Source organism: Halalkalibacter krulwichiae, from assembly GCF_002109385.1.
In the GTDB taxonomy this organism is placed as follows: Bacteria; Bacillota; Bacilli; order Bacillales; family Bacillaceae_D; genus Halalkalibacter; species Halalkalibacter krulwichiae.
The window spans coordinates 4,230,527-4,251,884 of record NZ_CP020814.1 but is presented as its reverse complement, the minus strand read 5'-3'; the positions used below and the strand labels follow the sequence as shown (position 1 = coordinate 4,251,884).

The following is a 21,358-nucleotide window of genomic DNA, read 5'->3' as shown; positions in this document are numbered from 1 at the left end:
AATAAAAAGGTCTACATGAAAAAAATATAAATAGATAGACTAAATAAACAATAATAGGAGTGGAAAAAATGCTTAATATTACGAAAGAAGAACTAATAGATGCGTATAATAAATCGATTGAATATGAGTTAGAAGAGGAATTTAGTGAAATGTTATTAAAATATATTAATGATAAAGAATTATTACTATCAAAAAAGGTGAATACAGTAAGGGAAGCTAGTTAGAAAAAATGATTTATTAACTGGAGCAAGAATATTAGAAACTGAGAAGTAGTTTGTTGTTTTGAAGAATAAGATAAAGTAAAACAAGTTTACACGATTAAAAGACACGCTACTTGTCGAATCAACTCGATTATCAGTATGACTACCAGGAGGCCAGGCAGGTGTTACAAACGTTACTATCGATAATGGAAATGCCTCCAGCTCATTACTGGAGGCATTTCCTATTTGCTTTGAAATTCCCTTTTATTTTGACTGGCCCATTACCGCCAAAACGTCGTACAATCGGCTTTATCCAAAATATTAAACTCAATCATCTTTTCAAGCAAAGAAAAATCAACCGGTTGATTCCACTTCATTCGTATTAACTCTTTCGTGTGCTCATACCCAGCTTGTCCAATGTCATCAGCAAATCGCTCAACCGTAACACTTTCCGGCGCAACAGCGATATGCTTTTTGGCTACGCTGAAACCGATAATAAAAGTCCCGTGATCGGCAAACATCGGCTGATTCCACTTAATAACCGGCTCTAATTGCGGAAACTGCTTATGAATCCAAGTCAAAACTTCCTCCATCCGCGCCCGATGCTCCGGGTTTTCAAGTCCCGCTAAAAACTCAGAAAAAACGTTCAAGTTGTCCCCTCCTCAAATAATCTAGTTCTATTTTCAACTATAGCTGTTACACAATTGATAGTCAAAATGGTAAAAAACGCTTTTTGTACGCAAGCGGGGTCATTTTCATCGATTTTCGAAATCGGTCAATGAAATAACTGGTGCTATTGAAGCCTACTTGATAGGCGACATCTGTGACATTGGATTCTCGTTGTTGTAATAAAAGTAAGCTTCTTTGAATGCGATAATTGGTTACGTACTGCAAAGGTGTTTCCTTAAGGGTTCGTTTAAAATAGCGGCAGCATTCCGACCGGCTTAACCGGCCAGCCCGTGCAATATCATCTAGCAAAATTTTCTCGGCATAATGAAGGTGGATCCAGTTAAGCATTTGCTTCATTCGGTCATTCTTTATGACTTCCGTCTGTTCGTATTCTAACGGAACACCATTCATAATAAAGTTCTTCCAAATGTGTGCTAGCTGGGTGCTAATGTCGATCTCATAATAAGGTGGTTTCTCCTTAATCAACTGATTGATGGCGGAAATCGAGTCTAACATATGATTGGCCCACGGCGCCGCCGGGAGCAAATGTAAAAACGGGATGTTCGTTGCCTGAATATAGGGAACGACCAAAGTGGTATAAAGTTCTTGAGATAACACAAAGCTCGGAGAAACATTTAAACAAATATAAACACAGCTAGATTCATCATGGTCATTTGCCATATGCAAGCAGCCACTATTAATAAACAGTCCTTCGCCTTCACGAACCGTAATGTTCTCCTCGTTTACTTGAAACATAGCCGTCCCTTTTAGAATAAGAACAAATTGCAATTCTTCATGCCAATGAAGGGGGATATGTCCATTTATATTTTGAGTAATCGTCGTTTCATAACAGGCAAGTGGCAACACAACGGTTCGATGTTCGGTAAGTTCTTTTAAATCTTGGTCAACGATAAAATCAGTCATTTCCCCCCCACCTCAATATTCTTATATTTTTTTATTCCATTTTAGTATTTTTAAAAGGGTTTATCCTTTATGATAAGAACTATTGTAACACTATTTTGATAGTTGAAGGTGGAGAATCAGTCATGAGTAGACAAAGGGGAATATTCCTAGTGATAACAGGTGCCTTATTTTGGGGAATCGGTGGCACGGTGGCGCAAAAGCTTTTTCAAGAGTTTCAAATTGATGTAGGATGGCTTGTCACGACTAGATTGTTACTAGCGGGCATTTTACTCTTAGCCGTTCAATTGATTTGGAAAGACCGCTCACAAATTTTAGGTGTTTGGAAAACGAAAAAGGTGGCGATCCAATTAATCATCTTCGGGATCCTTGGCATGCTTGGGGTTCAATACACATATATGGCATCAATTAACTATGGAAACGCCGCCGTTGCAACGCTCTTGCAATATTTGGCTCCTGTCATGATTATCGTCTACTTGCTCCTGCGAAGACAAACCGTGCTGACACGAAGAGATGTCATAACGGTCCTCCTTGCCTTAGTCGGTTGTTTCTTCTTATTAACAAACGGCTCAACCGCGCAGCTATCTGTACCGATGCAAGCGATCGTTTGGGGCGTGTTATCAGGAGCGGCGTTAGCCTTTTACACCCTATATGCTGTACCATTACTTAAGCAATTCGACTCTCTCGTCATTGTTGGCTGGGCAATGGTGATTGGCAGCCTTGCTTTAAGTTTCATCCATCCACCTTGGCAAATCGAATTAAATACATTGCCAATGGAAGCCTATGCCTACTTAGTCTTCGTCATTATCTTTGGTACGATGATTGCATTCTGGTTCTATATCGAAAGCTTGCAAAGCCTCGCAGCAAAAGAAACGAGCTTACTAGGAAGCACAGAACCATTAGCAGCTGTTTTCACAACCGTCTTTTGGCTAAAAGAGCCGTTTGGAGCTTTTCAATGGATCGGCACCGCCTGCATCATTTTTATGATCATATTATTGGCCTTAAGCAAAGAGGCATCTTCAAAGACTAGTAAACTGGATAAGGAAAAAAAGCCCCTTAAAATCAGCTAGAGTTGCAGTGGATGGGCGTGGGTTTTCCACGGCACCGCTAAATATAGATTGAAGTGTATTTGAGTCATTTTGATTCCTTTTTGAAGGAGTAAAATGACTCTTTTCTTTTTACATAATGATGTGGGAGAACGGGAATTTAGCGGGTTTCTAAAGGACGGAATCGAGGATAGCGAGTGAAGAAGTGTCCAAGAGAGGGCTTCTAAAGGACAAAATCGAGGATAGCGAGTGAAGAAGTGTCCAAGAGGGAGGTTCTAAAGGACAAAATCTAAGAGAATGAGCAAAGAAATGTCCAATAGGGAGCTCCTAAAGGACAATATCCATAAAGTTGAGCCTCATTTTGTCCTTCATTAAGTTTAGCAAGTTATAATTTCCTAAATAATAGATATATAATAAAAATAATTCACTGAACTACCGACCGTTAGGTTTCCTCTAAGCCAAAAAAAAAGCATCAACACCCAATTTCGTTAAAACCCCAATAATAACGCCATATACACAAATACTAACCGCGGAAGAGAGAAAGAGCTTCCTTTTCTCTAAACCTATCACTTTCCCTATGGCGCCAACCGCCCAAGAACCAACGATTGGAGTACCAACCAATATAAAGACAAAACTTCCTTTCCTCATTTTTTCGCTAAATTTCGAACGAGATAGTTTTCCTAAATAACTTCTAACTTTCTTAATCCGGGAAAGGCTATCATAAAAGAAAACGACAAAAGGAATCGCAATAAAATTTCCTAGACATGACCAGATAATTGCCGAGGTCGCGTCTAGTCCTAAAGCGATCGTGCTTGGGATGGCGATATATATTTCAAATAGTGGAAAGAAACCCATAAACCAAGCTGTTAAAGAAAGCCATAAGTATTCCAACAATTTCATAACCGCCTTTCTTTTTTGCTTATGATCTACTATAATAAAATACAACCTAACGTTCGGTCGGTTTTTGAATCTAAATATAACACAGTGCAGATAAGAAAGTAAAGGTGGTCTCTATGAGTACAAGAGAAAAAATTATCGAATCAAGCATTCAACTATTTTCTGAGGATGGCTATGAAGGGACATCGTTAACGAATATTGCCAAAGGCGCCGGGATAAAGAAGCCGTCTCTATATGCCCATTTTAGCAGCAAAGAAGAGATTTTTTTTAACGCAATCAAAAAAATAAATTTTGAATATGAAAAAATGGCGATAGAAGCTCTGAACCATTTGCAACACGATACGACAGAACAAAAATTATATCATTTAATGCATCGTTTCTTTAAAGAGTTGATTCAACAAGGAAGTATTGCTGAATTCTACTATCGGTTTCTCCTATTCCCGCCGAAAGAAATGGAAGAGAAAATCAAAGAACTGTATGCTCAAAGCGACCAAATCTATTTTCAATTGGTACAAGAAGCAATTGATGCTGGAAAGCAAAAAAAGGAAATTGACGAATCACTTCCAACTAATTCGATTGTAAAAAGTTATGTATGCATGATGAGTGGTTTACAGATAGATGTACGTTATTACTCCTTTGATGAGAAAGAAGCGGAGCGTCATTTGTCTCAGATATGGAAGGTTTTCTGGAGTGGGGTGAGGGCTAAGGGATAAAACGCAAGCAGAGGGTGTCGCAGGAGCGGCACCCTTTTCGACATATTTCGGGTGGTGCCAGGCACAGAAAAAAGGAACAGAAAAATCAGAAAACTCCTTGACAACAACACCCTCTATTCATTATTCTAAAAGTAACAGATTTACGAACGGCATTCGGCATTATCGGATGCAATCAAAAGTAGAATTGCACCAGAGGAGGTGTTTAAATGAGTGAGCGTCACATTCAATCTGTCGTGCGAGCTGCTGATATTTTAGAGTTGTTCTTATCCTCGCCTGAGTTAAGTATTAAAGAGGTAAGTGAAAGAATGGGGCTTTCGAAAAGTACCGTTCATGGGATTATCAAAACTCTAGAGTTCAAAGGGTTTCTCGCTCAAGATCAAGAGGATCAAAAGTACAAGTTAGGAATGAAGCTATTTGAGCTAGGCAACTCCGTTAGTAAGAATTTAGATATTGCCAGTATTGCTAGGCCAATTATTCAAGAGCTTGTCGATAAGGTAAAAGAAACGGTTCACTTAGTGATTTTGGATCGAGGTGAAGCCATTTATGTGGAAAAGGTAGAGGGCTCGCATTCATTAAGCATCTATTCACAAATTGGAAAGAGAGCCCCGATTCACTGTACGGGGGTTGGAAAGGCGATATTGGCGTTTCGTCCAGAGAATGAAATCGATCAACTTCTATCAGAAGCAACTTTGACAACGTTTACAGATAAAACGATGACTGATAAAGAACAAATTATAGAGCATCTCAGACAAGTGAAAAAGCAAGGATATGCGATTGATGATGAGGAGATTGAAATTGGTTTACGATGCATTGCAGCTCCGATTTTTAATCATAAAGGTGAGAGTGTTGCTTCCATTAGTTGTGCGGCACCTACTACACGATTTAATGATGAGCGATTAACCGATGTTGTGGCTCATGTTAAAGCATCTGCCGAAGTGATTTCGCGACAAATGGGGTATAAACCAAATTTACACCTGTAGACTTCCATATAAATTAAAAGCTAAGGGAGAGAGTTGAAGATGTCAAAAGTAAAAGTAGCGATTATTGGTTCAGGTAATATTGGTACAGACTTAATGCTTAAATTAGGACGTTCAGAGGTGTTGGAATTAACGGCTGTGGTAGGAATTGACCCTGAATCAGACGGCTTAAAACGTGCTAGAGAATTAGGCTATAAGGCAATCGATACAGGAATTGATGGTTTTTTAGCAGAACCAGATTTGGCTGACATCGTATTTGATGCAACGTCAGCAAAAGCACATATCCACCATGCGAAATTATTAAAAGAAGCTGGAAAGCAAGTGCTAGATTTAACTCCAGCAGCAATTGGGCCGGCGGTTATTCCAGGTGTTAACATCAGTGAACATTTAAACACGGAAAATATCAACTTAATTACGTGCGGCGGTCAAGCAACGATTCCGATTGTTCATGCGATCAATCGTGTGCAATCCGTTGAATATGCGGAGATTGTAGCAACGATTTCAAGTAAGAGTGCTGGTCCTGGAACAAGGGCGAATATCGATGAGTTCACACAAACGACAGCAAGAGGAATCGAAACAGTTGGTGGGGCGAATAAAGGGAAAGCGATTATTATCTTAAACCCAGCAGAGCCACCAATCATGATGAGAGACACGGTTCATTGTCTAGTAGAAGGTCCAGTGGACGAAGTGGCAATTTCAAACTCTATTAAAGAAATGGTAGAAGTGGTTCAAGGATATGTTCCTGGTTACCGTCTAAGACAAGAGCCAATCATTGATGAAAATAAAGTAACGGTTTTCCTAGAGGTTGAAGGGGCAGGAGACTACCTACCAGCTTATTCTGGAAACTTAGATATCATGACAGCAGCTGCTGTTAAGGTAGCAGAAGAATGGGCCAAAACAAAAATTCATGCGAATGCGTAGAGGAGAGGGAGAATGATTATGACTAAAAGAGACTTATTAATTACTGAAGTAGCTCTTCGTGATGGGAGTCATGCAGTTAACCACCAATTTACACTTGATCAAGTAGTAAATGTTTCAAAAGCATTAGATGAAGCGAATGTTCCATATATTGAAGTAACTCACGGCGATGGTCTAGGAGGTTCTTCTCTACAATTTGGTCTTTCTCATACAAATGACCTTGAATTAATTGAAGCTGCTGCAGCTACTGTAAAAAACGCAAAGATTTCTGTGTTGTTACTTCCGGGTGTTGGAACGAAAGAAGAGTTGAAGCAAGCTGCGAAACTAGGAGCAAAAATGGTTCGAGTTGCAACACATGTAACGGAAGCTGACGTAGCTCCACAACATATCGCACTAGCAAAAGAGCTCGGGTTAGAAACGGTTGGCTTCTTAATGATGTCACACATGGCTCCAGTAGATAAATTAGTAGAACAAGCTAAACTAATGGAGAGCTATGGCGCTGATGTTGTCTATGCTGTTGATTCAGCTGGAGCATTATTACCACACGAAGTAAAAGAGAGAATTCGTGCAATGAAAGAAAATCTTTCTGTAGAAATCGGATTCCATGCACATAACAATCTATCACTTGCGATGGCTAATTCATTAGCAGCAATTGAAGAAGGGGCTACACGCATTGATGGAAGTATCCGTTGTCTAGGCGCAGGTGCAGGTAACACGCAAACGGAAGTATTAGTAGCAGTGCTAGACCGTCTTGGAATTAACAGTGGCATTGATTTGTACAAAATCATGGACGTGGCAGAAAATATTATCGCGCCAATCTTACCAAAACCACAAGAAATTACCAAAGATAGCTTAACGCTTGGTTATGCCGGTGTGTACTCTAGTTTCCTATTACACTCACAAAGAGCAGCAGAACGTTTCAACATTGACTCACGTGATATCTTAATTGAACTTGGAAAGCATAAAGTAGTTGGTGGACAAGAAGATATGATTCTTGATGTAGCAGCTGAACTTGCGAAAAAATAGTGTCGGTGCCTGTCACTCCCCGGAATTTAGCGAAATTTGTCGCAGTCGGGGAGAGACAGTTCCTTATTCTTAATTACTTCAGGTGGTGCTGGCCCTAAAGAAATAACATCATCACAGCGCCAATGATCGTAAGGGCTATTACATGATAACCAACTGCGATCACAAAGACAGCTGAAGCCTTCAGGCTATTTGCTCCTAGTCCAAAGATAAAATCCTTTGCATAAGCAAGGGCGACAATAATCCCTACAGCCCCGCCAATAAAGGCTCCATCTAATAGTGTCTCCACTTCGAACAGCCGCAGAAGACTATACAAAACAGTCGAGGTTAAGAACGTTACCAATGTAAGAAGTCCATAATTAGGCTGCTCTGGTTTAATCTTCAAAAGCTCAACCCAACGATTACCTAGAATCGAGTAATAGACCATTCCACTTGCCATGTAGATGACAACCCCAGTTAAGATGGCTAATAGCATCATGTTTTTAATTCCTTTCTATTTTTCTTTAATTAGTATTTTAGCATATTGTTTAGTTGGAACTTAATACACTAAATGCTTGCAAACTGCAGAATACAGAAGACGCCCCAGCTCTCAACAGCTACTGGTCGTCTTTCGACATATTTCGGGTGGTGCCAGGCACCGTCAAGGCACCGTCACTGCCTAAGGAAGAACGAATAAAATCAATCCACGTTTTCATCGCTGTAGAAAGATAGCTATTTTTTCGACGGACAATGGCGAGATTCCATTCAATTTCTGGATCTGTAACATGGACAACGGCACATCTTGTAAGGTCAGCATGAACGCAGATCGTCTCTGGAAGGATGCAAATGCCATTATCGGCTGCGACCATCTCCATCATGAAATCCCACTGGCTACTTTCTTGAATAATGGTTGGTTCAAATCCAGCTTGAATACAGGCATCGCGAACTCGGTCATATAGGGAGAAACCTTTGCTAAACATAAGAAATGGATCATTGCGCAATTGCGATAACGCAACACTCTCACGGTTGGCAAGAGGATGGTTAATAGGTAAGACGAGCTTTAATTTCCGTTCAATGATTGGGATGACGTCAAATTGATCCGTATCAAGAGGAAGAATCGTAATCCCAAGATCAATATGGCCATCAAGCAGGGTTTGCTCAATAATTCGCGATCCTTCTTCCACGATGGTCAGCTGGATATGTGGATACTGCTTTTTAAAAGCAGTAATGATGCTTGGAAAGAAGCTTGAGCCAATGACAGGCGGTAAGCCGAACCGGACATTGCCGGCATGGGTATGTTGTAGTTCTGCAGCTACTTTGAGTAAATCTTCCATCTGACGCAACAGCCGTTTGGCGTAAGGAATGATCGCCTTGCCTTCATCAGTAATGTGCAAGTGGCGTGTTGAGCGATTAAATAACGGAACCCCAAGCTCTTCCTCCATTGCTTGAATAATTTTGCTCAGTGCAGGTTGAGAGAGGTGAAGATTTGAGCTGGCACGTGAGATGCTTAGCTCTTTACAAACTTCTAAAAAGCAACGAATTTGTTTAATATCGATCGGTAACACCCCTTTTCAAGGTTGATTTATTCCTTTTAGGAATGAATTTATAACATTTATTCATTTTACTAATGATCGAATATTTAGTAAAGTGAAATTAGAAAACGTTTTCACGGATGAAGATATATAGCCAAGAAGGAGTGTGGGGTATGAGTACGAAACGTGCAAATTCGCTAGAGGAAGTCATTGATATTGTGAAGGATGGAGATACATTGATTGTAGGAGGATTTGGTCTTTGTGGTATTCCAGAAAAAGCGATCCTTGCTCTAGCTGAAAAAGGCGTTAAAGATTTAACGATTGTCAGCAACAACTGTGGTGTCGATGATTGGGGATTAGGGCTGTTGCTGGAAAATCGTCAAATTAAGAAGATTCTTGCTTCCTATGTTGGTGAAAATAAATTGTTTGAGAAGCAATTTTTAAACGGAGAGCTTGAAGTAGAACTTGTCCCTCAAGGAACATTAGCAGAACGAATTCGTGCTGGTGGGGCAGGGATTCCAGGATTTTATACGCCGACGGGTGTCGGTACGAATGTCGCTGAAGGAAAAGAGACGAAAGAATTCGATGGCAAGCTGTATGTGTTGGAAAAAGCAATTAAAGGAGACGTTTCCTTTGTGAAGGCTTGGAAAGGCGATCAATACGGAAATTTAATCTATAGAAAAACAGCTCGTAATTTCAACCCATTAGCAGCGGCTGCTGGTAAAATTACGATTGCTGAGGTAGAGGAGCTTGTAAGGGATAGCGCTTTAGATCCTGATTATATTCACACTCCGAGCATTTATGTACAGCACATTGTGGAAGAAGACGCATATGTAAAACGAATTGAAAAAAGAACGCTGCGTGAGAAGCAGCTAAACTAGGAGGAATGAACATGTTAACGTCTCGTCAACGAATTATTAAGCGCGCTGCCAAGGAAATTAAGGACGGAATGAACGTCAACTTAGGAATAGGAATGCCGACGTTGTTAGCGAATGAAATTCCAGATACGATTGATGTTTTCCTTCATTCAGAAAATGGCTTGCTAGGCATTGGCCCTTATCCGTATGAAGGAGAGGAAGATCCTGATTTAATTAATGCCGGGAAAGAGACTGTAACAGCTCGTTCTGGTGCGTCCTTCTTTGACAATGCGGAATCGTTTGCGATGATTCGCGGTGGACATATCGACCTTGCCATTCTCGGTGGAATGGAAGTGTCGGAACAAGGTGATTTGGCCAATTGGATGATTCCAGGGAAAATGGTTAAAGGCATGGGTGGAGCGATGGACTTAGTGCAAGGAGCGAGAAAAGTCGTTGTCATTATGGATCATGTTAATAAGCATGGAGAAACGAAAGTGAGAAAAGAGTGTACTCTGCCTCTTACCGGGATGCAAGTCGTTAATCGTCTTATTACCGACCGTGCAGTATTTGATTTTACCAAAGAAGGGATGATCCTGACAGAGATCATTGGTGAGCACACGGTTGATGAAATCCGTGCTTGTACAGAAGCTACCTTTACAGTAGCCGATCACTTAGTGAAGGAAGGAGTGAGAAGATAATGGCAGAAAGCGTCGTTCTCGTTCAACCTGTCAGGACCCCGATTGGTACCTTTCTTGGTTCATTTAAAGATGTGTCAGCTGTTGAGCTTGGCTCACTTGTATTAAAAGAAACCATTGCTCGTGCCGGTCTCCCGGTTGAAGAGATTGATGAAGTCATAATGGGAAATGTCCTCCAGGCAGGTCAAGGTCAAAACCCTGCTAGACTGGCTGCAATAAAGGCGGGGATTCCTGAATCGGTGCCTTCAATAACGATTAATAAAGTATGTGGTTCAGGTTTAAAAGCAATTCATTTAGCGACACAGGCGATTCTAGCAGGAGAAGCAGAAGTAGTGTTAGCTGGTGGAATGGAGAACATGAGTCAGGCGCCGTACTTAAGTTTAACTGCAAGACAAGGCATGCGAATGGGCGACCATAAGCTTGTTGATAGCATGGTTCATGACGGGTTGACTTGTGGAATTCATGACATTCATATGGGGGTAACAGCTGAGAACATCGTTGAAAAGTATCAACTAACTCGTGAACAATTAGATTCATTTGCTGTAGAAAGTCATCAAAGAGCTGGAGAAGCACAAGCACAAGGACGTTTTCAAGAGGAGATTGTACCTGTCGTTATTCCAAAGCGAAAAGGTGAACCGCTCATTATCGCTGAAGATGAACACATTCGTGCTGAGACAACCGTCGAAGGGTTAGCCAAGCTTCGTCCTGCATTTAAACGAAATGACGGAAGTGTAACAGCCGGCAATGCTTCTGGACTAAATGATGGAGCTGCGGCGTTGATCGTGATGAGTGAAGCGAAAGCGAAAGCACTTGGCATCAAGGCATTTGCTCGTATTCGCAGCAATGCAAGCAGCGGTGTCGATCCGAAAATTATGGGAATTGGCCCGGTTCCTGCAACAAAAAGAGCGTTAGAGAAAGCCGGGATTTCAATAGAAGAGCTAGATTTAATTGAAGCAAATGAAGCTTTTGCTGCTCAAGCCCTTGCCGTACAACAAGAATTAGGGTTAGATAAAAAGAAACTAAATGTTAATGGTGGCGCCGTTGCTTTAGGCCACCCAATTGGTGCAAGCGGTGCACGTATCCTCGTAACACTACTGCACGAAATGAAGCGGAGAAACAGCCAGTTAGGACTTGCAACGCTTTGTATTGGCGGTGGCCAAGGTGTGGCAACGATTGTTGAAAAAGTATAGAAGTCAGAGTCAAACGGACCATTGTAGAGCTTTTAGGAAGATAAAATCTTTTAAACTATAATTAAAACGAATAAAAAAGGTGGGACTATTATGGAAAAATTAATTATCACTGTAGCGACAACAGGAGATTTTGCAACAAAGGACCATACGCCTTATTTACCGACTACCCCACAAGAGATTGCTGATGAAATCTATGAATCATGGAAAGCTGGTGCAGCGATTGCCCATATTCATGTGAGGGATGATGCTGGAGTTCCTACTTTGGATGCAGAGAAGTACTGTGAAGTAACAAGATTACTAGAGGAAAAGAACTGTAACATCATTATCAACTTTACGACTGCAGGGGGCGAACTTAAAGATGTGACGAAACGCTTCCCAATCGTAGAGTTAAAACCGGAGATTGCCTCCTACGACGCAGGTTCTTTTAATATCGGACCAAATGTCTTTATTCACACTCCGGCAATGCTCGAGCAATTAGCAGAGAAAATGCTAGAAAATGATGTGAAACCAGAAATCGAAGTATTTGATGTTGGAATGATCCACAATGCCTTACGCGTTGCCGAAAAAGGACTCATCAAACCACCGTTCTTTTTCCAATTTGTCTTAGGAGCGCAAGGGGGAATCCCTGCCACGCCTGAAAACTTGATGTTTATGAGAAGCAGCATCCCAGAAGGGGCAAGATGGTCCGCAATTGGTGCCGGCAAAGATCAGTTAATGATTAATACGATGAGCATTCTTCTTGGTGGACATGTTCGAGTAGGGATGGAAGATGCCGTCTATCTTCGCAAGGGAGAACTAGCCACGTCCAATGCTCAATTTGTAGAGAGAATTGTAGAATTAGCGAATACGTTAGGCCGAGAAGTCGCAACACCAGATGAAGCTAGAGAAATGATAGGATTGAAAGTCAAAAAGATATCCAACGTTTAAGGAGAGAATGAAAGATGGTTGTAGAATACTCGTTTCGAGTAAAGTGGGGAAATACAGATGCAGCGGGAATTGTCTTTTACCCTAACTTTTATAAATGGATGGACGAAGCGACCCATGAATATTTCACAGCGATTGCCTTTCCATCTTCGACCTTATTTGTCGAGCAGCAAGTCGGTACCCCACTTCTAGAGGCAAATTGCCAGTTTAAGAGTCCGTTGTTTTTCGAAGATCAAGTGACCGTGCGCAGTGTAGTGGTCGAATTGCACCAAAAAGTGTTTAAAATTAGCCATACGTTTTTAAGAAACGAAAAATTGATCGCTGAAGGATTTGAAATTCGCGCATGGACATCGTTTAAAGAAAAACCGAAAGCGTATCCAATCCCAGATCAAGTACGAGAAAAAATGATGCCGAAAGAGACACTAAACCGCTAAGAGTAAAAGCTTCATATCTGAACATATTTTTAAAGAAGGTAAATAAGTGAAAGCACCTGCCCTTTTGAAAGTCGGAATGAACTACTGGGGAAAACAGGTGCTCTTTCACGATAGTAATAACAGTGATATCAGAATGAGGTTATACCATTAATCAAATCAATTTTGGAAAGCGCTTCAATTCAGTGTCGCTGGCAGAGGTTGAATCAATGAAAAGTTTGGATAGAAGACGTGTTAGAAGGTAAGTCGACTTTCCGTACAGTGCCTCCTTAACTAGAGTGCCAGGAAACAGCGGTTATCGGCAAATGAACAACGACTGAAGGAGGAGAAACCGTATGGATTTACAATTGTTAAGCTTAATTGGAATTGTTGTAGGACTGAGTTTACTCATTATATTTGCGATGAAAGGATACAGTTTGCTCATCGTGACACCTGTTTTAGGAGTACTTGTGGCGGTTGTCAGCCAAATTGATATAACAGAAGCTCTTAAAACTGGATATATGCAATCCTTTGTTAACTTTGTTGAGAGGTACTTCCTGCTGTTCTTATTTGGCGCAATCTTCGGAAAAGTAATGGAAGATAGTGGGGCGGCAACAAGCATTGCTCGAGGAATTTTAAAAGTTACAGGAGAGTCCAGTCGAATTGCCGTCATATTTGCGATGGTGTTAATAACAGGTGTTTTAACATATGGAGGGGTTAGTGTATTTGTTGTTATTTTCACGATGATTCCCATTGCCCGTCCTGTATTCAAAAAGTTAGATATTCCTTGGCCTATTTTTGCGGGCGCTTTCTTCCTCGGATGTGGAACATTTACGATGACCATGCTCCCGGGAAGCCCACAAATTCAAAATCTAATCCCAATCCCATATCTTGGTACAACACCGACGGCGGGGGCCTTGATTGGAGTGGTCGCTACATTAGTCGTTATTCCTTTTGGTCTTTGGTGGTTGTGGAGAGAAGACAAAAAATATACGAGTAAAAATATTGGTTATGAGGAGACAAAAGGAAACACTCGGTTTGATTACGAAGAAAAGGAAAGCTATCCACCTTTTCTGTTAAGTCTCTTGCCTCCTGCCCTTTTAATTATTTTGCTAAACTTTACACCATTTAGTATCGAAATATCATTAGGGTTATCGGTTATTGTTGCAGGATTATTTTTGAGAAAGTATTTGACCAATCCGCTTCAAACGTTTAATACAGGTGCTATGAATGTTGCTGCCCCTATCTTGAACACTAGTGCTGTCGTAGCTTTTGGAGGAGTAGTCATTATCACAAGTGGCTTCAATTTAGTTGAATCCGCGGTAATGAGCATTCCGGGTCATCCGCTTATTGCCTTCTCCATCGCAACGAACATCATGTCCGGAATAACTGGTTCCACATCAGGTGGGTTAGGGATTGCAATGGAAGCACTCTCAGGACATTATAAAACAATGATTGATCCCGAAGTATTGCACCGTATTGCGACAATCAGTTCAGGTGGGTTAGACTCTTTACCTCATAGTGGAGCGGTCGTAACAGGTTTAACGGTCATGGGATTAACACATAAAATGGGGTATAAACCCGTTTTCTTTGTAAATATTGTGGCTCCTTTACTAGCCCTTGTATTTGCTATGGCTGTAGCAATCATTTTTTACGGATAAGCTGTCATCAATTAAGAAAGAAGTTGGGATATAAAAGAGTTTAGTTATGTCCCATCCTCATTACATACAAATTTCAACATATTAGTTTGGAGTGATTTTAATGGATAAGGAACGTACAGTAGTCATAACAGGAGCAGCTCAAGGAATCGGGTATGCGATTGCGCAAGAATTCATCGCTAACGGTGACTTCGTAGCCATTTTTGACGTAAATGAAGAAGCAGCGATTGCGGCAGCTGACCAATTAGAAAACGCGAAAGGGTATCATGTAAACGTAGCCGATGAACAGTCGGTGAAATCAGCGATTGATTCAGTCATTACGGAACGTGGATCTGTAGACGTTGTTGTCAATAATGCTGGTTTGCAGTACATCTCAAAAGTAGAAGACTTTCCAGTAGAAAAATGGGATTTATTAAATGACGTTATTTTAAAAGGGACCTTCTTAATGACGAAACACTCATTGCCTTCTATGAAAGCTCAAAAGTATGGTCGGATTATCAACATTGTATCTGCGCACGGGCGTATTCCAGATGCCTACAAATCCGCTTACTGTGCGGCTAAAGCAGGACAAACAGGCTTTACAAAAGTGGTCGCATTAGAGAATGCTACGGAAGGAATCACTTGTAACACAATCGAACCAGGGCCTGTACGCACGGAGCTAATTGAAAAACAAATACCCGTATTAGCTGAAAAGGATGGTACGACTGAACAAGAAGCATTAGACCACCATATCCTCGGCAAACAATGGATCAAACGTCTACTTGAACCATCTGAAATCGGTAAAACGGCTGTGTTCTTAGCTTCTGAAGGAGCAGGTGCCATTACCGGCGAGTCGATTCCGGTGACAGGAGGGATGTAGTTCGATGCCGGTGCCTGTCACTCCCCGGAATTTAGCGAATTTTGTCGCAGTCGGGGAGAGGCATGTCATTACTCTTTATCAATAGGAGATAAAATATGGTCCTTATACGTATCAATATACACAATTCCGTTTCCTAATAAGACCGCGTAAAAGACGTCCTTCATGTCTACATTTCTTTTTTGAAGTTCAGCATTTAGCCATGATTGAGTAAGATCGTTTTCAACTAAATTTTTGTCAATCACTTCACTGTCCATAATAAGCTCAATCGGTAGTTTAGGCTCTTCGTTCGTTGCGAGCATTAACTCTTGTCTCGTTACATTTCGGAATTGCGGTTTCTTTTGTACCGTTAAGGAACCATTTGTTTCGATAATAGCAAAAAGAACTTCATTAATATTGAAAATATCCTTTTCTCGTAACTGTTGGTTTAAATAATCAAGTGTATAGCGCATTTTCCTCATGTTTTCTTCAAGAATTTTCCCGTTTTGAATGACAATCGTCGGGTCTCCTGCAAATATTTTTCGGATCTTTCTATTTCTTGTCGACAATACGGCAATCAAAAAGATAATGACAACAAACATAATAAAAGCGACGACTGTATTATGTGGCTGGATGGAAGTGTTATAGGCTAATCCTGCAGTTAGCCCTCCTAACGTGATTGCAGCGATAAAATCAAAGATTGTCATTTGTGAAATCACTTGTTTTCCCAAAAAGCGCGCCGCTATGATTAAAAAGCTAAAGGCGACCACCGTTCTTATTACCACTTCTCCAATTTCGACCATTGCTAGTTCTCCAATTTCACTAGATTTATATGTAAAAATAGTTTGTTTACTAATTTAGCAAAACATACACGATTTTTCTAAACGTTTCCAAGAAGACGACCTAGCGCTCATCAGCTATTGGTCGTCTTTTCGACATATTTCGGGTGGTGCCAGGCACTGGGACTATTTCGACATATCTCGGGGGAATTCGGGCGGTGCCAGGCACCGGCACACAAAATTTTTAGGTATTCAGTAACAGATCCCTGTATATATATAGTCGATAAGTCATAGAAAAAAAGGAGCGTGAAAATGTGTCAGGTCATTTTCAATCAAAATTAGGGGAAGGGTTGTCCAAGTTTCAAGGTGGGATTGAGCAAGGAAAGCAGAAGCTGCAAGTTGCACAAGAGGTAAGCAGGCTGAAGAAAGAGATTCAAGAGACGTCTGTTCGTAAGTCTAAGATTCTCTTGGAGCTTGGTTTGCGGACGTATCAGAAGATCCGCACAGGGGAGATCGACGACGAAGAGCTAGTCGAGTTGACGAAAAATGTGTATGGGTTCGACCAACATCTCTACGCATCGTCTAGAAAGGTAGCAGAGCTGAACAAAAAAGAAGAGGAGAGCGGGAGCGTTTGTCCTTCCTGTGAGACGGTGAATTCTGCTGATGCGAAGTTTTGCGGTGGTTGCGGGACGAAAGTGGAACGGGCTGCGGCGGTGGAGAGTGTCGAGGGTACAGCGTGTGTGCGCTGTGAAGAGACAGTTCCGGAGGAGGCACAATTCTGTTCGTGCTGTGGTGTGAAGGTGTAAGATCAAAGAGAAGAGGAGGTCGAATTCTTTGTATTGTAAGCAATGTGGAACGAAAAATGACCCTAACGCGTTGTATTGCAAACACGACGGTGTCGCCCTGCATAGCGCGAAGGAGGAGCTCACGCTTGAGAAAGAAAGCAATAAGTATTGTCAAAATTGCAGTAGCCAAACGCTTCAAGGTGCCTTGTATTGCATTGCGTGCGGACAATCGTTAGAAAAAATCATTCAGGCTTCATCTGGTGAAACGCGTTTTAAAAACGAAAAAAGTAGTCGAAGAAGACAAGCAACAGACAACGAAACGGTCCGTCCTTTTCAAACGGAGACGTTAGTAGGGTCACTTAAGGCAAGTGCGATCACGATTGCAGCCTTTATGGTCGTTTCGCTGGTCATTAGTATGATGATTAACCAAGCTGTTCGTTCGTCGATGGAGGATGATTTACTAGGTCCGCTGATCTCATCGCTGAAAGTTGTCTCGATGACGGATATTTTTATGCTCGGTCATTTGGCGAATGTCGATTATGTCGCAAGTGCGATGTTTCTTGAGTTTTATGTGAAAACAAATGGCAGTTTGTATTTGTTTCTTCTTTTACCGGCCCTTATTTTGATTCCTACCGGGTATTTGCTGCATCGAAACAACCGTGAGCGCTCGATTCGTAACCGTCTCATGAAAAATGTTTCGTTTGCAGTTGTCTATGCTGCACTTGTTGCGGTCATTAGTATGTTTTCTGGGATTTCGGTTGATTTGTCTTCCTTCAGCAGCTTTGGTGAAGAAATGATCATTGCAGCCGAGTATCGTTTTATCAATGTGTTTGTGAATGCGTTGATTTTGAGTGTTCTTTTTACAAGTCTTGGTTCACTGATTGGTCTATCAGCGGACGTGAAGCAGAAAAACAGACAATACGGAGTATCGATTCGCTGGGCACTCTTGAATCAAGTTGCGGGTGTTGTATTGTTTATTGTCGCCGGGCTTGCTGTGTTTCACGTTCATGAGGAATTTAAAAACGATGAAACCTTCGTCAAAAACGTGGTCGGTTCGCAGGTCGGAGGCTACATGTGGAATGTTGCCCAGTTTGAAACACTCCGTTTTGAAACGACAGTCTATGATGAACAAGTCAAGGCCAGTTACTCGCTTTTAGGTGGAGCGAAAGCGTCTGAAGATGAAGAGTCGTTTCAAGAAGTCATTAAGGAGCTGACTGGAAGCTTCTTCTGGCTCATCGCGCTCGTGCCGCTGTTACTTCATTTTCAAGCAGGCAATCAGCTCAGAAAAGCAACCGAGGGCCAGATCATTCCTGAGCTTGGCGTCTATGCCGCGTCGTTTGGGCTAGTGAATGCCGCGATTGTGGCGTTAGCGAACTTTTCCATTAATACGAATTTCGGTGATTTGTTCAATGTGTCGTTAGGGTTTTCGGTTATTGGCTCATTCTTCTTTGGTGCGGTAGCAGCCTTTGTCATTGCCTACCTTGCTGTACTCCTGACGAACCGAAATGGCGATACGGAAGACACTGTGTAGACGGAAAAAAAGAACAAGGAGACCAAAACGATGAAATTTTGCACAAATTGTGGTTCAAAAGTCGAGGACCAGACGCCTTTTTGTTCCGAGTGTGGTGCGAAGGTCGAAACCGTGGAGAGCCCTGCTAAAAGACAAAAGCAAGACCTGCCAACTCTAGCGTCCGTAAGCAAAAAGACGAAATGGCTGATTGCCTCTGTGGTGATCTTGCTTGCGCTAGGAGTAGGACTTTATAAATTTGGCGAATCAATCACCGACCCGAATAAACAACTGCAGCAATTTATTGCGGCGATTGACGACAAAGATGCGGACACTGTATTCAGCTTATTGCAAACAGCGGACGATAGCTTGCCGGTGACGATGAAACATATCGATGACCTGCTTGCCTATTTGGAAGAAGATACGAAGGCAAAAGAAGAGCTGATCGAACAACTAAAGCAAGATGTGCGAACAGGCGGAAATTTTACAACAGAAGAGAACGGAGAGATCATCCAATCGCACCGCCTAATTACGTATGAACAAAGGGGCAAATTATATTTCCTTTATGACAACTTTGACTTTGTTTTACACCCAATTGCTTTAACGGTGTACACGAATGAAGCGGGTCTTACGTTTTTAATTAACGGAAAGGAAGTCTCATACACAGAAATAGGAGATGGATACATTGACCTTGGCTACAGGCTTCCTGGACGATATGACGTCACCGCCGTTTTATCGACGGATTTCCTAGAGCTTGATAAAGAGCTAGACGTGAGCCATTTTAACGAAGAGGTCGTCGATTTTACGATTGAAGTTGACTACATCATGCTTGATACGACGATTGACGAAGCAACGATTTATTTAAACGGTACCAATACCGGTGAGACGGTCGAGAAAGGAAGAGAGCAGTTCGGCCCAGTCTTAACCGATGGCAGCATGACTCTCTCACTTGAAAAGGAAACACCATTCGGCAAAGTGCAAAGCCCAGATTATCAACTTGTTGACGATGAAGTCATCGTATCTTTTCAACTTTCAAACGAGCAGCAAACCGAGTTGATTCAAGTCCTATCTGATCACTTCACGAACTGGAGTAAAGCACTTATTTACCGCGACTCAAGCTACTTAAAAAACTACTCCGACCCGCTCAATACGGAGTTTACGACATCTATTCAAAATATGAGAAACACAAATAGTTACTATATCGCTTATATCGATCAAGCCGATTTTGACCTCGATTCACTCATTGTCACGGAGGAAAATGGCCGATGGGTCGCTTATATGACCGTCCAAGAAAAATGGCAGGAAGGTGCCGCACAATCTGGCTCTAGCAACTTGCAGCAACTTCAGTATGCCTATCAGTATGGTTTTGAATACAAAGACCAGAAGTGGAAACTCTTCACTCGCCACAACGTCTCAGGACTAGAAGGCAACCGACTTGAAACGAAAACATTTGATGTGCAGAAACAGGCAGAAGCCGTGCAAAACGCTGAAGTATTCGACGTCATCAAAACGGTCGAGGTCACCGATGCCGACTTCGCCAATTTCTACGCGAACTTTATCCGTTTATGCACAGATGCATACAATGCAGGCGACTACTCGATGATTGCCCACCTCATCGATCCAGAATCAACCCAATATCAAAAGGATACCGCAAACTACATTGACTACTTACAAAGCCGCGGCATCCAAGAGGAACTATTAGGTAACCGCGTCGAAAACGTCCGGAAAATCGGTGACAACTTATATGAAATGACAACGTCAGAGGAATTCCATATATACTATGGCGACGAAGGAACGGCGAAATACAAAGCTTTCGTTTCCGTCTACCAAGTAAGAGTCACTGAAAACGGAATGAAAATGAAGACGATGCTTGAGACGAATACGATCGTGGATGAGGATTTGTATTAGTAGAAGAGAGATTTCGATTTCGGAGGAGAAATGACAGTAAGAGCGTACCGAATCTAAAGCGATTTGGTACGCTTATTTTTCCTTTTTAGCTCATAGGTTAAAAGTAGAGTTATGGAATTTAATGTTACTATAATATGTAAGGAAGTCATTTAATTAATGGAGGTTGTTCATTTGAATGTTAAAACTCGAACCATTATTACTCTAGTATGCAGTTTGCTCATTTTTGCTGTTGGGGTGATACGAATACTTACGGAATCACTTGCTTCAACCCCTTTGTTTGTTGCCTATATTTTTGTCATGACAGGGTTAATAGGAGCAGTAGCAAACGGTATGGTTTTAAGAAAGCTCAGAAAGACGTTTGCATAACAGAGGTGAAAACATGAAATATACATGTCCTTGTTGTGGGTATAAAACGTTAGAAGAAGAGCTAACAGATACATTTGAGATTTGTGAAATATGCTTTTGGGAAGATGATGGTCTTCAATTTCAAAATCCAGATTATGAAGGTGGAGCGAATGAAGTCTCATTAAGGCAAGCACAAAAGAACTTTATTGCGTTTGGAGCGTGTCAAAAGGAATATATTGAATCCGTGAAAAAGCCAGATGAAAATGATCGTAAAGATTCTAACTGGAAGCCTTTATGAGAGAAGGTTTGAGAGTAGAGTCAAGTAAGCCATTCACAAAATAAGGAGGCATATAAAGTGGATATATTGCTATTGGTCACAATAGGTTTTATTCTAATCGGCTTTGTTGTTCTTATTTCTTTGAAAAAGAATATGGAAAGGAAACTCGCTTTTATAAAAGCCAATCCTCAAAGCGGAGAGCGTACATCAAAAACGAAAGCGGTCGTTTGGTGGATCGTGAGTACTGTAGCTTGGGGAATGGTGAGTATTGGTCTAATTATATTGTCGTTTCATAATTACTTTGGATAACATT

General features: G+C 41.4%; 25 protein-coding genes. 19 read left to right on the top strand and 6 right to left on the bottom strand.

What is annotated here, in order from left to right; translation table 11 throughout:
- Nucleotides 1–68: 68 nt before the first annotated feature.
- Nucleotides 69–224 carry a hypothetical protein gene (locus tag BkAM31D_RS23800; RefSeq protein WP_157076905.1) on the top strand — a complete coding sequence of 52 codons (156 nt, stop codon included), beginning with the start codon at nt 69–71 and terminating at the stop codon, nt 222–224.
- A gap of 257 nt (nt 225–481) precedes the next feature.
- Here the strand turns inward: BkAM31D_RS23800 and BkAM31D_RS21520 are convergent, their stop codons facing one another.
- Nucleotides 482–850 (bottom strand): iron chaperone, encoded by a 369-nt coding sequence (locus tag BkAM31D_RS21520; RefSeq protein WP_066158795.1) that lies wholly within the window; start codon nt 848–850, stop codon nt 482–484.
- Nucleotides 851–911: 61 nt separating this feature from the next.
- Nucleotides 912–1,793, bottom strand: a complete 882-nt coding sequence (locus tag BkAM31D_RS21515; RefSeq protein WP_066158797.1) for an AraC family transcriptional regulator — start codon at nt 1,791–1,793, stop codon at nt 912–914.
- Nucleotides 1,794–1,915: 122 nt separating this feature from the next.
- Here BkAM31D_RS21515 and BkAM31D_RS21510 point away from each other — a divergent pair, with 122 nt between their 5' ends.
- The gene (locus BkAM31D_RS21510) at nt 1,916–2,860 is read left to right on the top strand and encodes a DMT family transporter (protein WP_066158800.1); all 945 of its coding nucleotides are present in this window, start codon (nt 1,916–1,918) and stop codon (nt 2,858–2,860) included.
- Between the two features lie 429 nt (nt 2,861–3,289).
- On the opposite strand, the gene BkAM31D_RS21505 is transcribed toward BkAM31D_RS21510, so the two are convergent.
- Nucleotides 3,290–3,730 carry a small multi-drug export protein gene (locus BkAM31D_RS21505; RefSeq protein WP_066158802.1) on the bottom strand — a complete coding sequence of 147 codons (441 nt, stop codon included), beginning with the start codon at nt 3,728–3,730 and terminating at the stop codon, nt 3,290–3,292.
- Nucleotides 3,731–3,849: 119 nt separating this feature from the next.
- On the opposite strand from BkAM31D_RS21505, the gene BkAM31D_RS21500 reads away from it, so the two are divergent.
- The 4 genes from BkAM31D_RS21500 (at nt 3,850) to dmpG (ending at nt 7,367) form a co-directional block, all read left to right on the top strand.
- Entirely contained in the window at nt 3,850–4,446 is a 597-nt protein-coding gene (locus tag BkAM31D_RS21500; RefSeq protein ID WP_066158805.1) for a TetR/AcrR family transcriptional regulator, read from the top strand.
- A 206-nt stretch (nt 4,447–4,652) separates the two neighbouring features.
- On the top strand, nt 4,653–5,426 hold the full coding sequence (locus BkAM31D_RS21495) for an IclR family transcriptional regulator (RefSeq protein WP_066158809.1): 774 nt from the start codon (nt 4,653–4,655) through the stop codon (nt 5,424–5,426).
- 39 nt (nt 5,427–5,465) lie between these two features.
- On the top strand, nt 5,466–6,344 hold the full coding sequence (locus tag BkAM31D_RS21490; RefSeq protein ID WP_066158811.1) for an acetaldehyde dehydrogenase (acetylating): 879 nt from the start codon (nt 5,466–5,468) through the stop codon (nt 6,342–6,344).
- An 18-nt stretch (nt 6,345–6,362) separates the two neighbouring features.
- Nucleotides 6,363–7,367, top strand: a complete 1,005-nt coding sequence (gene dmpG / locus BkAM31D_RS21485; protein ID WP_066158886.1) for a 4-hydroxy-2-oxovalerate aldolase — start codon at nt 6,363–6,365, stop codon at nt 7,365–7,367.
- 94 nt (nt 7,368–7,461) lie between these two features.
- Here the strand turns inward: dmpG and BkAM31D_RS21480 are convergent, their stop codons facing one another.
- Together BkAM31D_RS21480 and BkAM31D_RS21475 are read right to left on the bottom strand one after the other, a co-directional pair.
- Entirely contained in the window at nt 7,462–7,842 is a 381-nt protein-coding gene (locus tag BkAM31D_RS21480; protein ID WP_235820543.1) for a DUF1761 domain-containing protein, read from the bottom strand.
- A gap of 118 nt (nt 7,843–7,960) precedes the next feature.
- Nucleotides 7,961–8,908, bottom strand: a complete 948-nt coding sequence (locus BkAM31D_RS21475; protein WP_066158815.1) for a LysR family transcriptional regulator — start codon at nt 8,906–8,908, stop codon at nt 7,961–7,963.
- Between the two features lie 140 nt (nt 8,909–9,048).
- Between BkAM31D_RS21475 and BkAM31D_RS21470 the strand changes: the two genes are divergently transcribed.
- From BkAM31D_RS21470 to BkAM31D_RS21440, 7 genes are all read left to right on the top strand, one after another.
- A complete protein-coding gene (locus BkAM31D_RS21470; protein ID WP_066158818.1) occupies nt 9,049–9,756 on the top strand; it encodes a CoA transferase subunit A in 708 nt (235 codons plus the stop codon).
- An 11-nt stretch (nt 9,757–9,767) separates the two neighbouring features.
- Entirely contained in the window at nt 9,768–10,430 is a 663-nt protein-coding gene (locus tag BkAM31D_RS21465; RefSeq protein WP_066158820.1) for a 3-oxoacid CoA-transferase subunit B, read from the top strand.
- Nucleotides 10,430–11,617, top strand: a complete 1,188-nt coding sequence (locus BkAM31D_RS21460) for an acetyl-CoA C-acetyltransferase (RefSeq protein WP_066158823.1) — start codon at nt 10,430–10,432, stop codon at nt 11,615–11,617. Before BkAM31D_RS21465 ends, BkAM31D_RS21460 begins: the two co-directional genes overlap by 1 nt.
- Before the next feature lie 90 nt (nt 11,618–11,707).
- Complete coding sequence (locus BkAM31D_RS21455; protein ID WP_066158826.1) at nt 11,708–12,544, top strand: beta-keto acid cleavage family enzyme; 837 nt, start codon at nt 11,708–11,710, stop codon at nt 12,542–12,544.
- Nucleotides 12,545–12,558: 14 nt separating this feature from the next.
- Complete coding sequence (locus BkAM31D_RS21450; RefSeq protein WP_066158829.1) at nt 12,559–12,975, top strand: acyl-CoA thioesterase; 417 nt, start codon at nt 12,559–12,561, stop codon at nt 12,973–12,975.
- 332 nt (nt 12,976–13,307) lie between these two features.
- Nucleotides 13,308–14,612 carry a GntP family permease gene (locus BkAM31D_RS21445; protein ID WP_066158831.1) on the top strand — a complete coding sequence of 435 codons (1,305 nt, stop codon included), beginning with the start codon at nt 13,308–13,310 and terminating at the stop codon, nt 14,610–14,612.
- Between the two features lie 100 nt (nt 14,613–14,712).
- Nucleotides 14,713–15,468, top strand: a complete 756-nt coding sequence (locus BkAM31D_RS21440; RefSeq protein ID WP_066158833.1) for a 3-hydroxybutyrate dehydrogenase — start codon at nt 14,713–14,715, stop codon at nt 15,466–15,468.
- Nucleotides 15,469–15,536: 68 nt separating this feature from the next.
- Here BkAM31D_RS21440 and BkAM31D_RS21435 read toward each other — a convergent pair whose 3' ends face one another.
- Entirely contained in the window at nt 15,537–16,247 is a 711-nt protein-coding gene (locus BkAM31D_RS21435; RefSeq protein WP_066158838.1) for a DUF421 domain-containing protein, read from the bottom strand.
- A 290-nt stretch (nt 16,248–16,537) separates the two neighbouring features.
- Here BkAM31D_RS21435 and BkAM31D_RS21430 point away from each other — a divergent pair, with 290 nt between their 5' ends.
- From BkAM31D_RS21430 to BkAM31D_RS21405, 6 genes are all read left to right on the top strand, one after another.
- Nucleotides 16,538–17,029: a zinc ribbon domain-containing protein gene (locus tag BkAM31D_RS21430; protein ID WP_066158843.1), complete on the top strand. Its 492-nt coding sequence runs from the start codon at nt 16,538–16,540 to the stop codon at nt 17,027–17,029.
- Between the two features lie 184 nt (nt 17,030–17,213).
- A complete protein-coding gene (locus BkAM31D_RS21425) occupies nt 17,214–18,539 on the top strand; it encodes a hypothetical protein (RefSeq protein ID WP_235820544.1) in 1,326 nt (441 codons plus the stop codon).
- Nucleotides 18,540–18,569: 30 nt separating this feature from the next.
- Complete coding sequence (locus BkAM31D_RS21420) at nt 18,570–20,423, top strand: zinc ribbon domain-containing protein (RefSeq protein ID WP_066158850.1); 1,854 nt, start codon at nt 18,570–18,572, stop codon at nt 20,421–20,423.
- Nucleotides 20,424–20,594: 171 nt separating this feature from the next.
- The gene (locus BkAM31D_RS21415) at nt 20,595–20,789 is read left to right on the top strand and encodes a hypothetical protein (RefSeq protein WP_084372437.1); all 195 of its coding nucleotides are present in this window, start codon (nt 20,595–20,597) and stop codon (nt 20,787–20,789) included.
- Between the two features lie 13 nt (nt 20,790–20,802).
- Nucleotides 20,803–21,066: a CPCC family cysteine-rich protein gene (locus BkAM31D_RS21410; protein ID WP_066158855.1), complete on the top strand. Its 264-nt coding sequence runs from the start codon at nt 20,803–20,805 to the stop codon at nt 21,064–21,066.
- Between the two features lie 57 nt (nt 21,067–21,123).
- On the top strand, nt 21,124–21,354 hold the full coding sequence (locus tag BkAM31D_RS21405) for a hypothetical protein (RefSeq protein WP_066158857.1): 231 nt from the start codon (nt 21,124–21,126) through the stop codon (nt 21,352–21,354).
- Nucleotides 21,355–21,358 lie beyond the last annotated feature (4 nt).

Bases quoted from the DNA above. Each gene is read 5' to 3' on its own strand.
- BkAM31D_RS21435 (WP_066158838.1), bottom strand. From the start codon at position 16,247: ATGGTCGAAATTGGAGAAGTGGTAATAAGAACGGTGGTCGCCTTTAGC.
- BkAM31D_RS21480 (WP_235820543.1), bottom strand. From the start codon at position 7,842: ATGATGCTATTAGCCATCTTAACTGGGGTTGTCATCTACATGGCAAGT.
- BkAM31D_RS21500 (WP_066158805.1), top strand. From the start codon at position 3,850: ATGAGTACAAGAGAAAAAATTATCGAATCAAGCATTCAACTATTTTCT.
- BkAM31D_RS21410 (WP_066158855.1), top strand. From the start codon at position 20,803: ATGAAATATACATGTCCTTGTTGTGGGTATAAAACGTTAGAAGAAGAG.
- BkAM31D_RS21510 (WP_066158800.1), top strand. From the start codon at position 1,916: ATGAGTAGACAAAGGGGAATATTCCTAGTGATAACAGGTGCCTTATTT.
- BkAM31D_RS21420 (WP_066158850.1), top strand. From the start codon at position 18,570: ATGAAATTTTGCACAAATTGTGGTTCAAAAGTCGAGGACCAGACGCCT.
- dmpG (WP_066158886.1), top strand. From the start codon at position 6,363: ATGACTAAAAGAGACTTATTAATTACTGAAGTAGCTCTTCGTGATGGG.
- BkAM31D_RS21495 (WP_066158809.1), top strand. From the start codon at position 4,653: ATGAGTGAGCGTCACATTCAATCTGTCGTGCGAGCTGCTGATATTTTA.
- BkAM31D_RS21470 (WP_066158818.1), top strand. From the start codon at position 9,049: ATGAGTACGAAACGTGCAAATTCGCTAGAGGAAGTCATTGATATTGTG.
- BkAM31D_RS21455 (WP_066158826.1), top strand. From the start codon at position 11,708: ATGGAAAAATTAATTATCACTGTAGCGACAACAGGAGATTTTGCAACA.
- BkAM31D_RS21440 (WP_066158833.1), top strand. From the start codon at position 14,713: ATGGATAAGGAACGTACAGTAGTCATAACAGGAGCAGCTCAAGGAATC.
- BkAM31D_RS21490 (WP_066158811.1), top strand. From the start codon at position 5,466: ATGTCAAAAGTAAAAGTAGCGATTATTGGTTCAGGTAATATTGGTACA.
- BkAM31D_RS21445 (WP_066158831.1), top strand. From the start codon at position 13,308: ATGGATTTACAATTGTTAAGCTTAATTGGAATTGTTGTAGGACTGAGT.
- BkAM31D_RS21465 (WP_066158820.1), top strand. From the start codon at position 9,768: ATGTTAACGTCTCGTCAACGAATTATTAAGCGCGCTGCCAAGGAAATT.
- BkAM31D_RS23800 (WP_157076905.1), top strand. From the start codon at position 69: ATGCTTAATATTACGAAAGAAGAACTAATAGATGCGTATAATAAATCG.
- BkAM31D_RS21515 (WP_066158797.1), bottom strand. From the start codon at position 1,793: ATGACTGATTTTATCGTTGACCAAGATTTAAAAGAACTTACCGAACAT.
- BkAM31D_RS21450 (WP_066158829.1), top strand. From the start codon at position 12,559: ATGGTTGTAGAATACTCGTTTCGAGTAAAGTGGGGAAATACAGATGCA.
- BkAM31D_RS21460 (WP_066158823.1), top strand. From the start codon at position 10,430: ATGGCAGAAAGCGTCGTTCTCGTTCAACCTGTCAGGACCCCGATTGGT.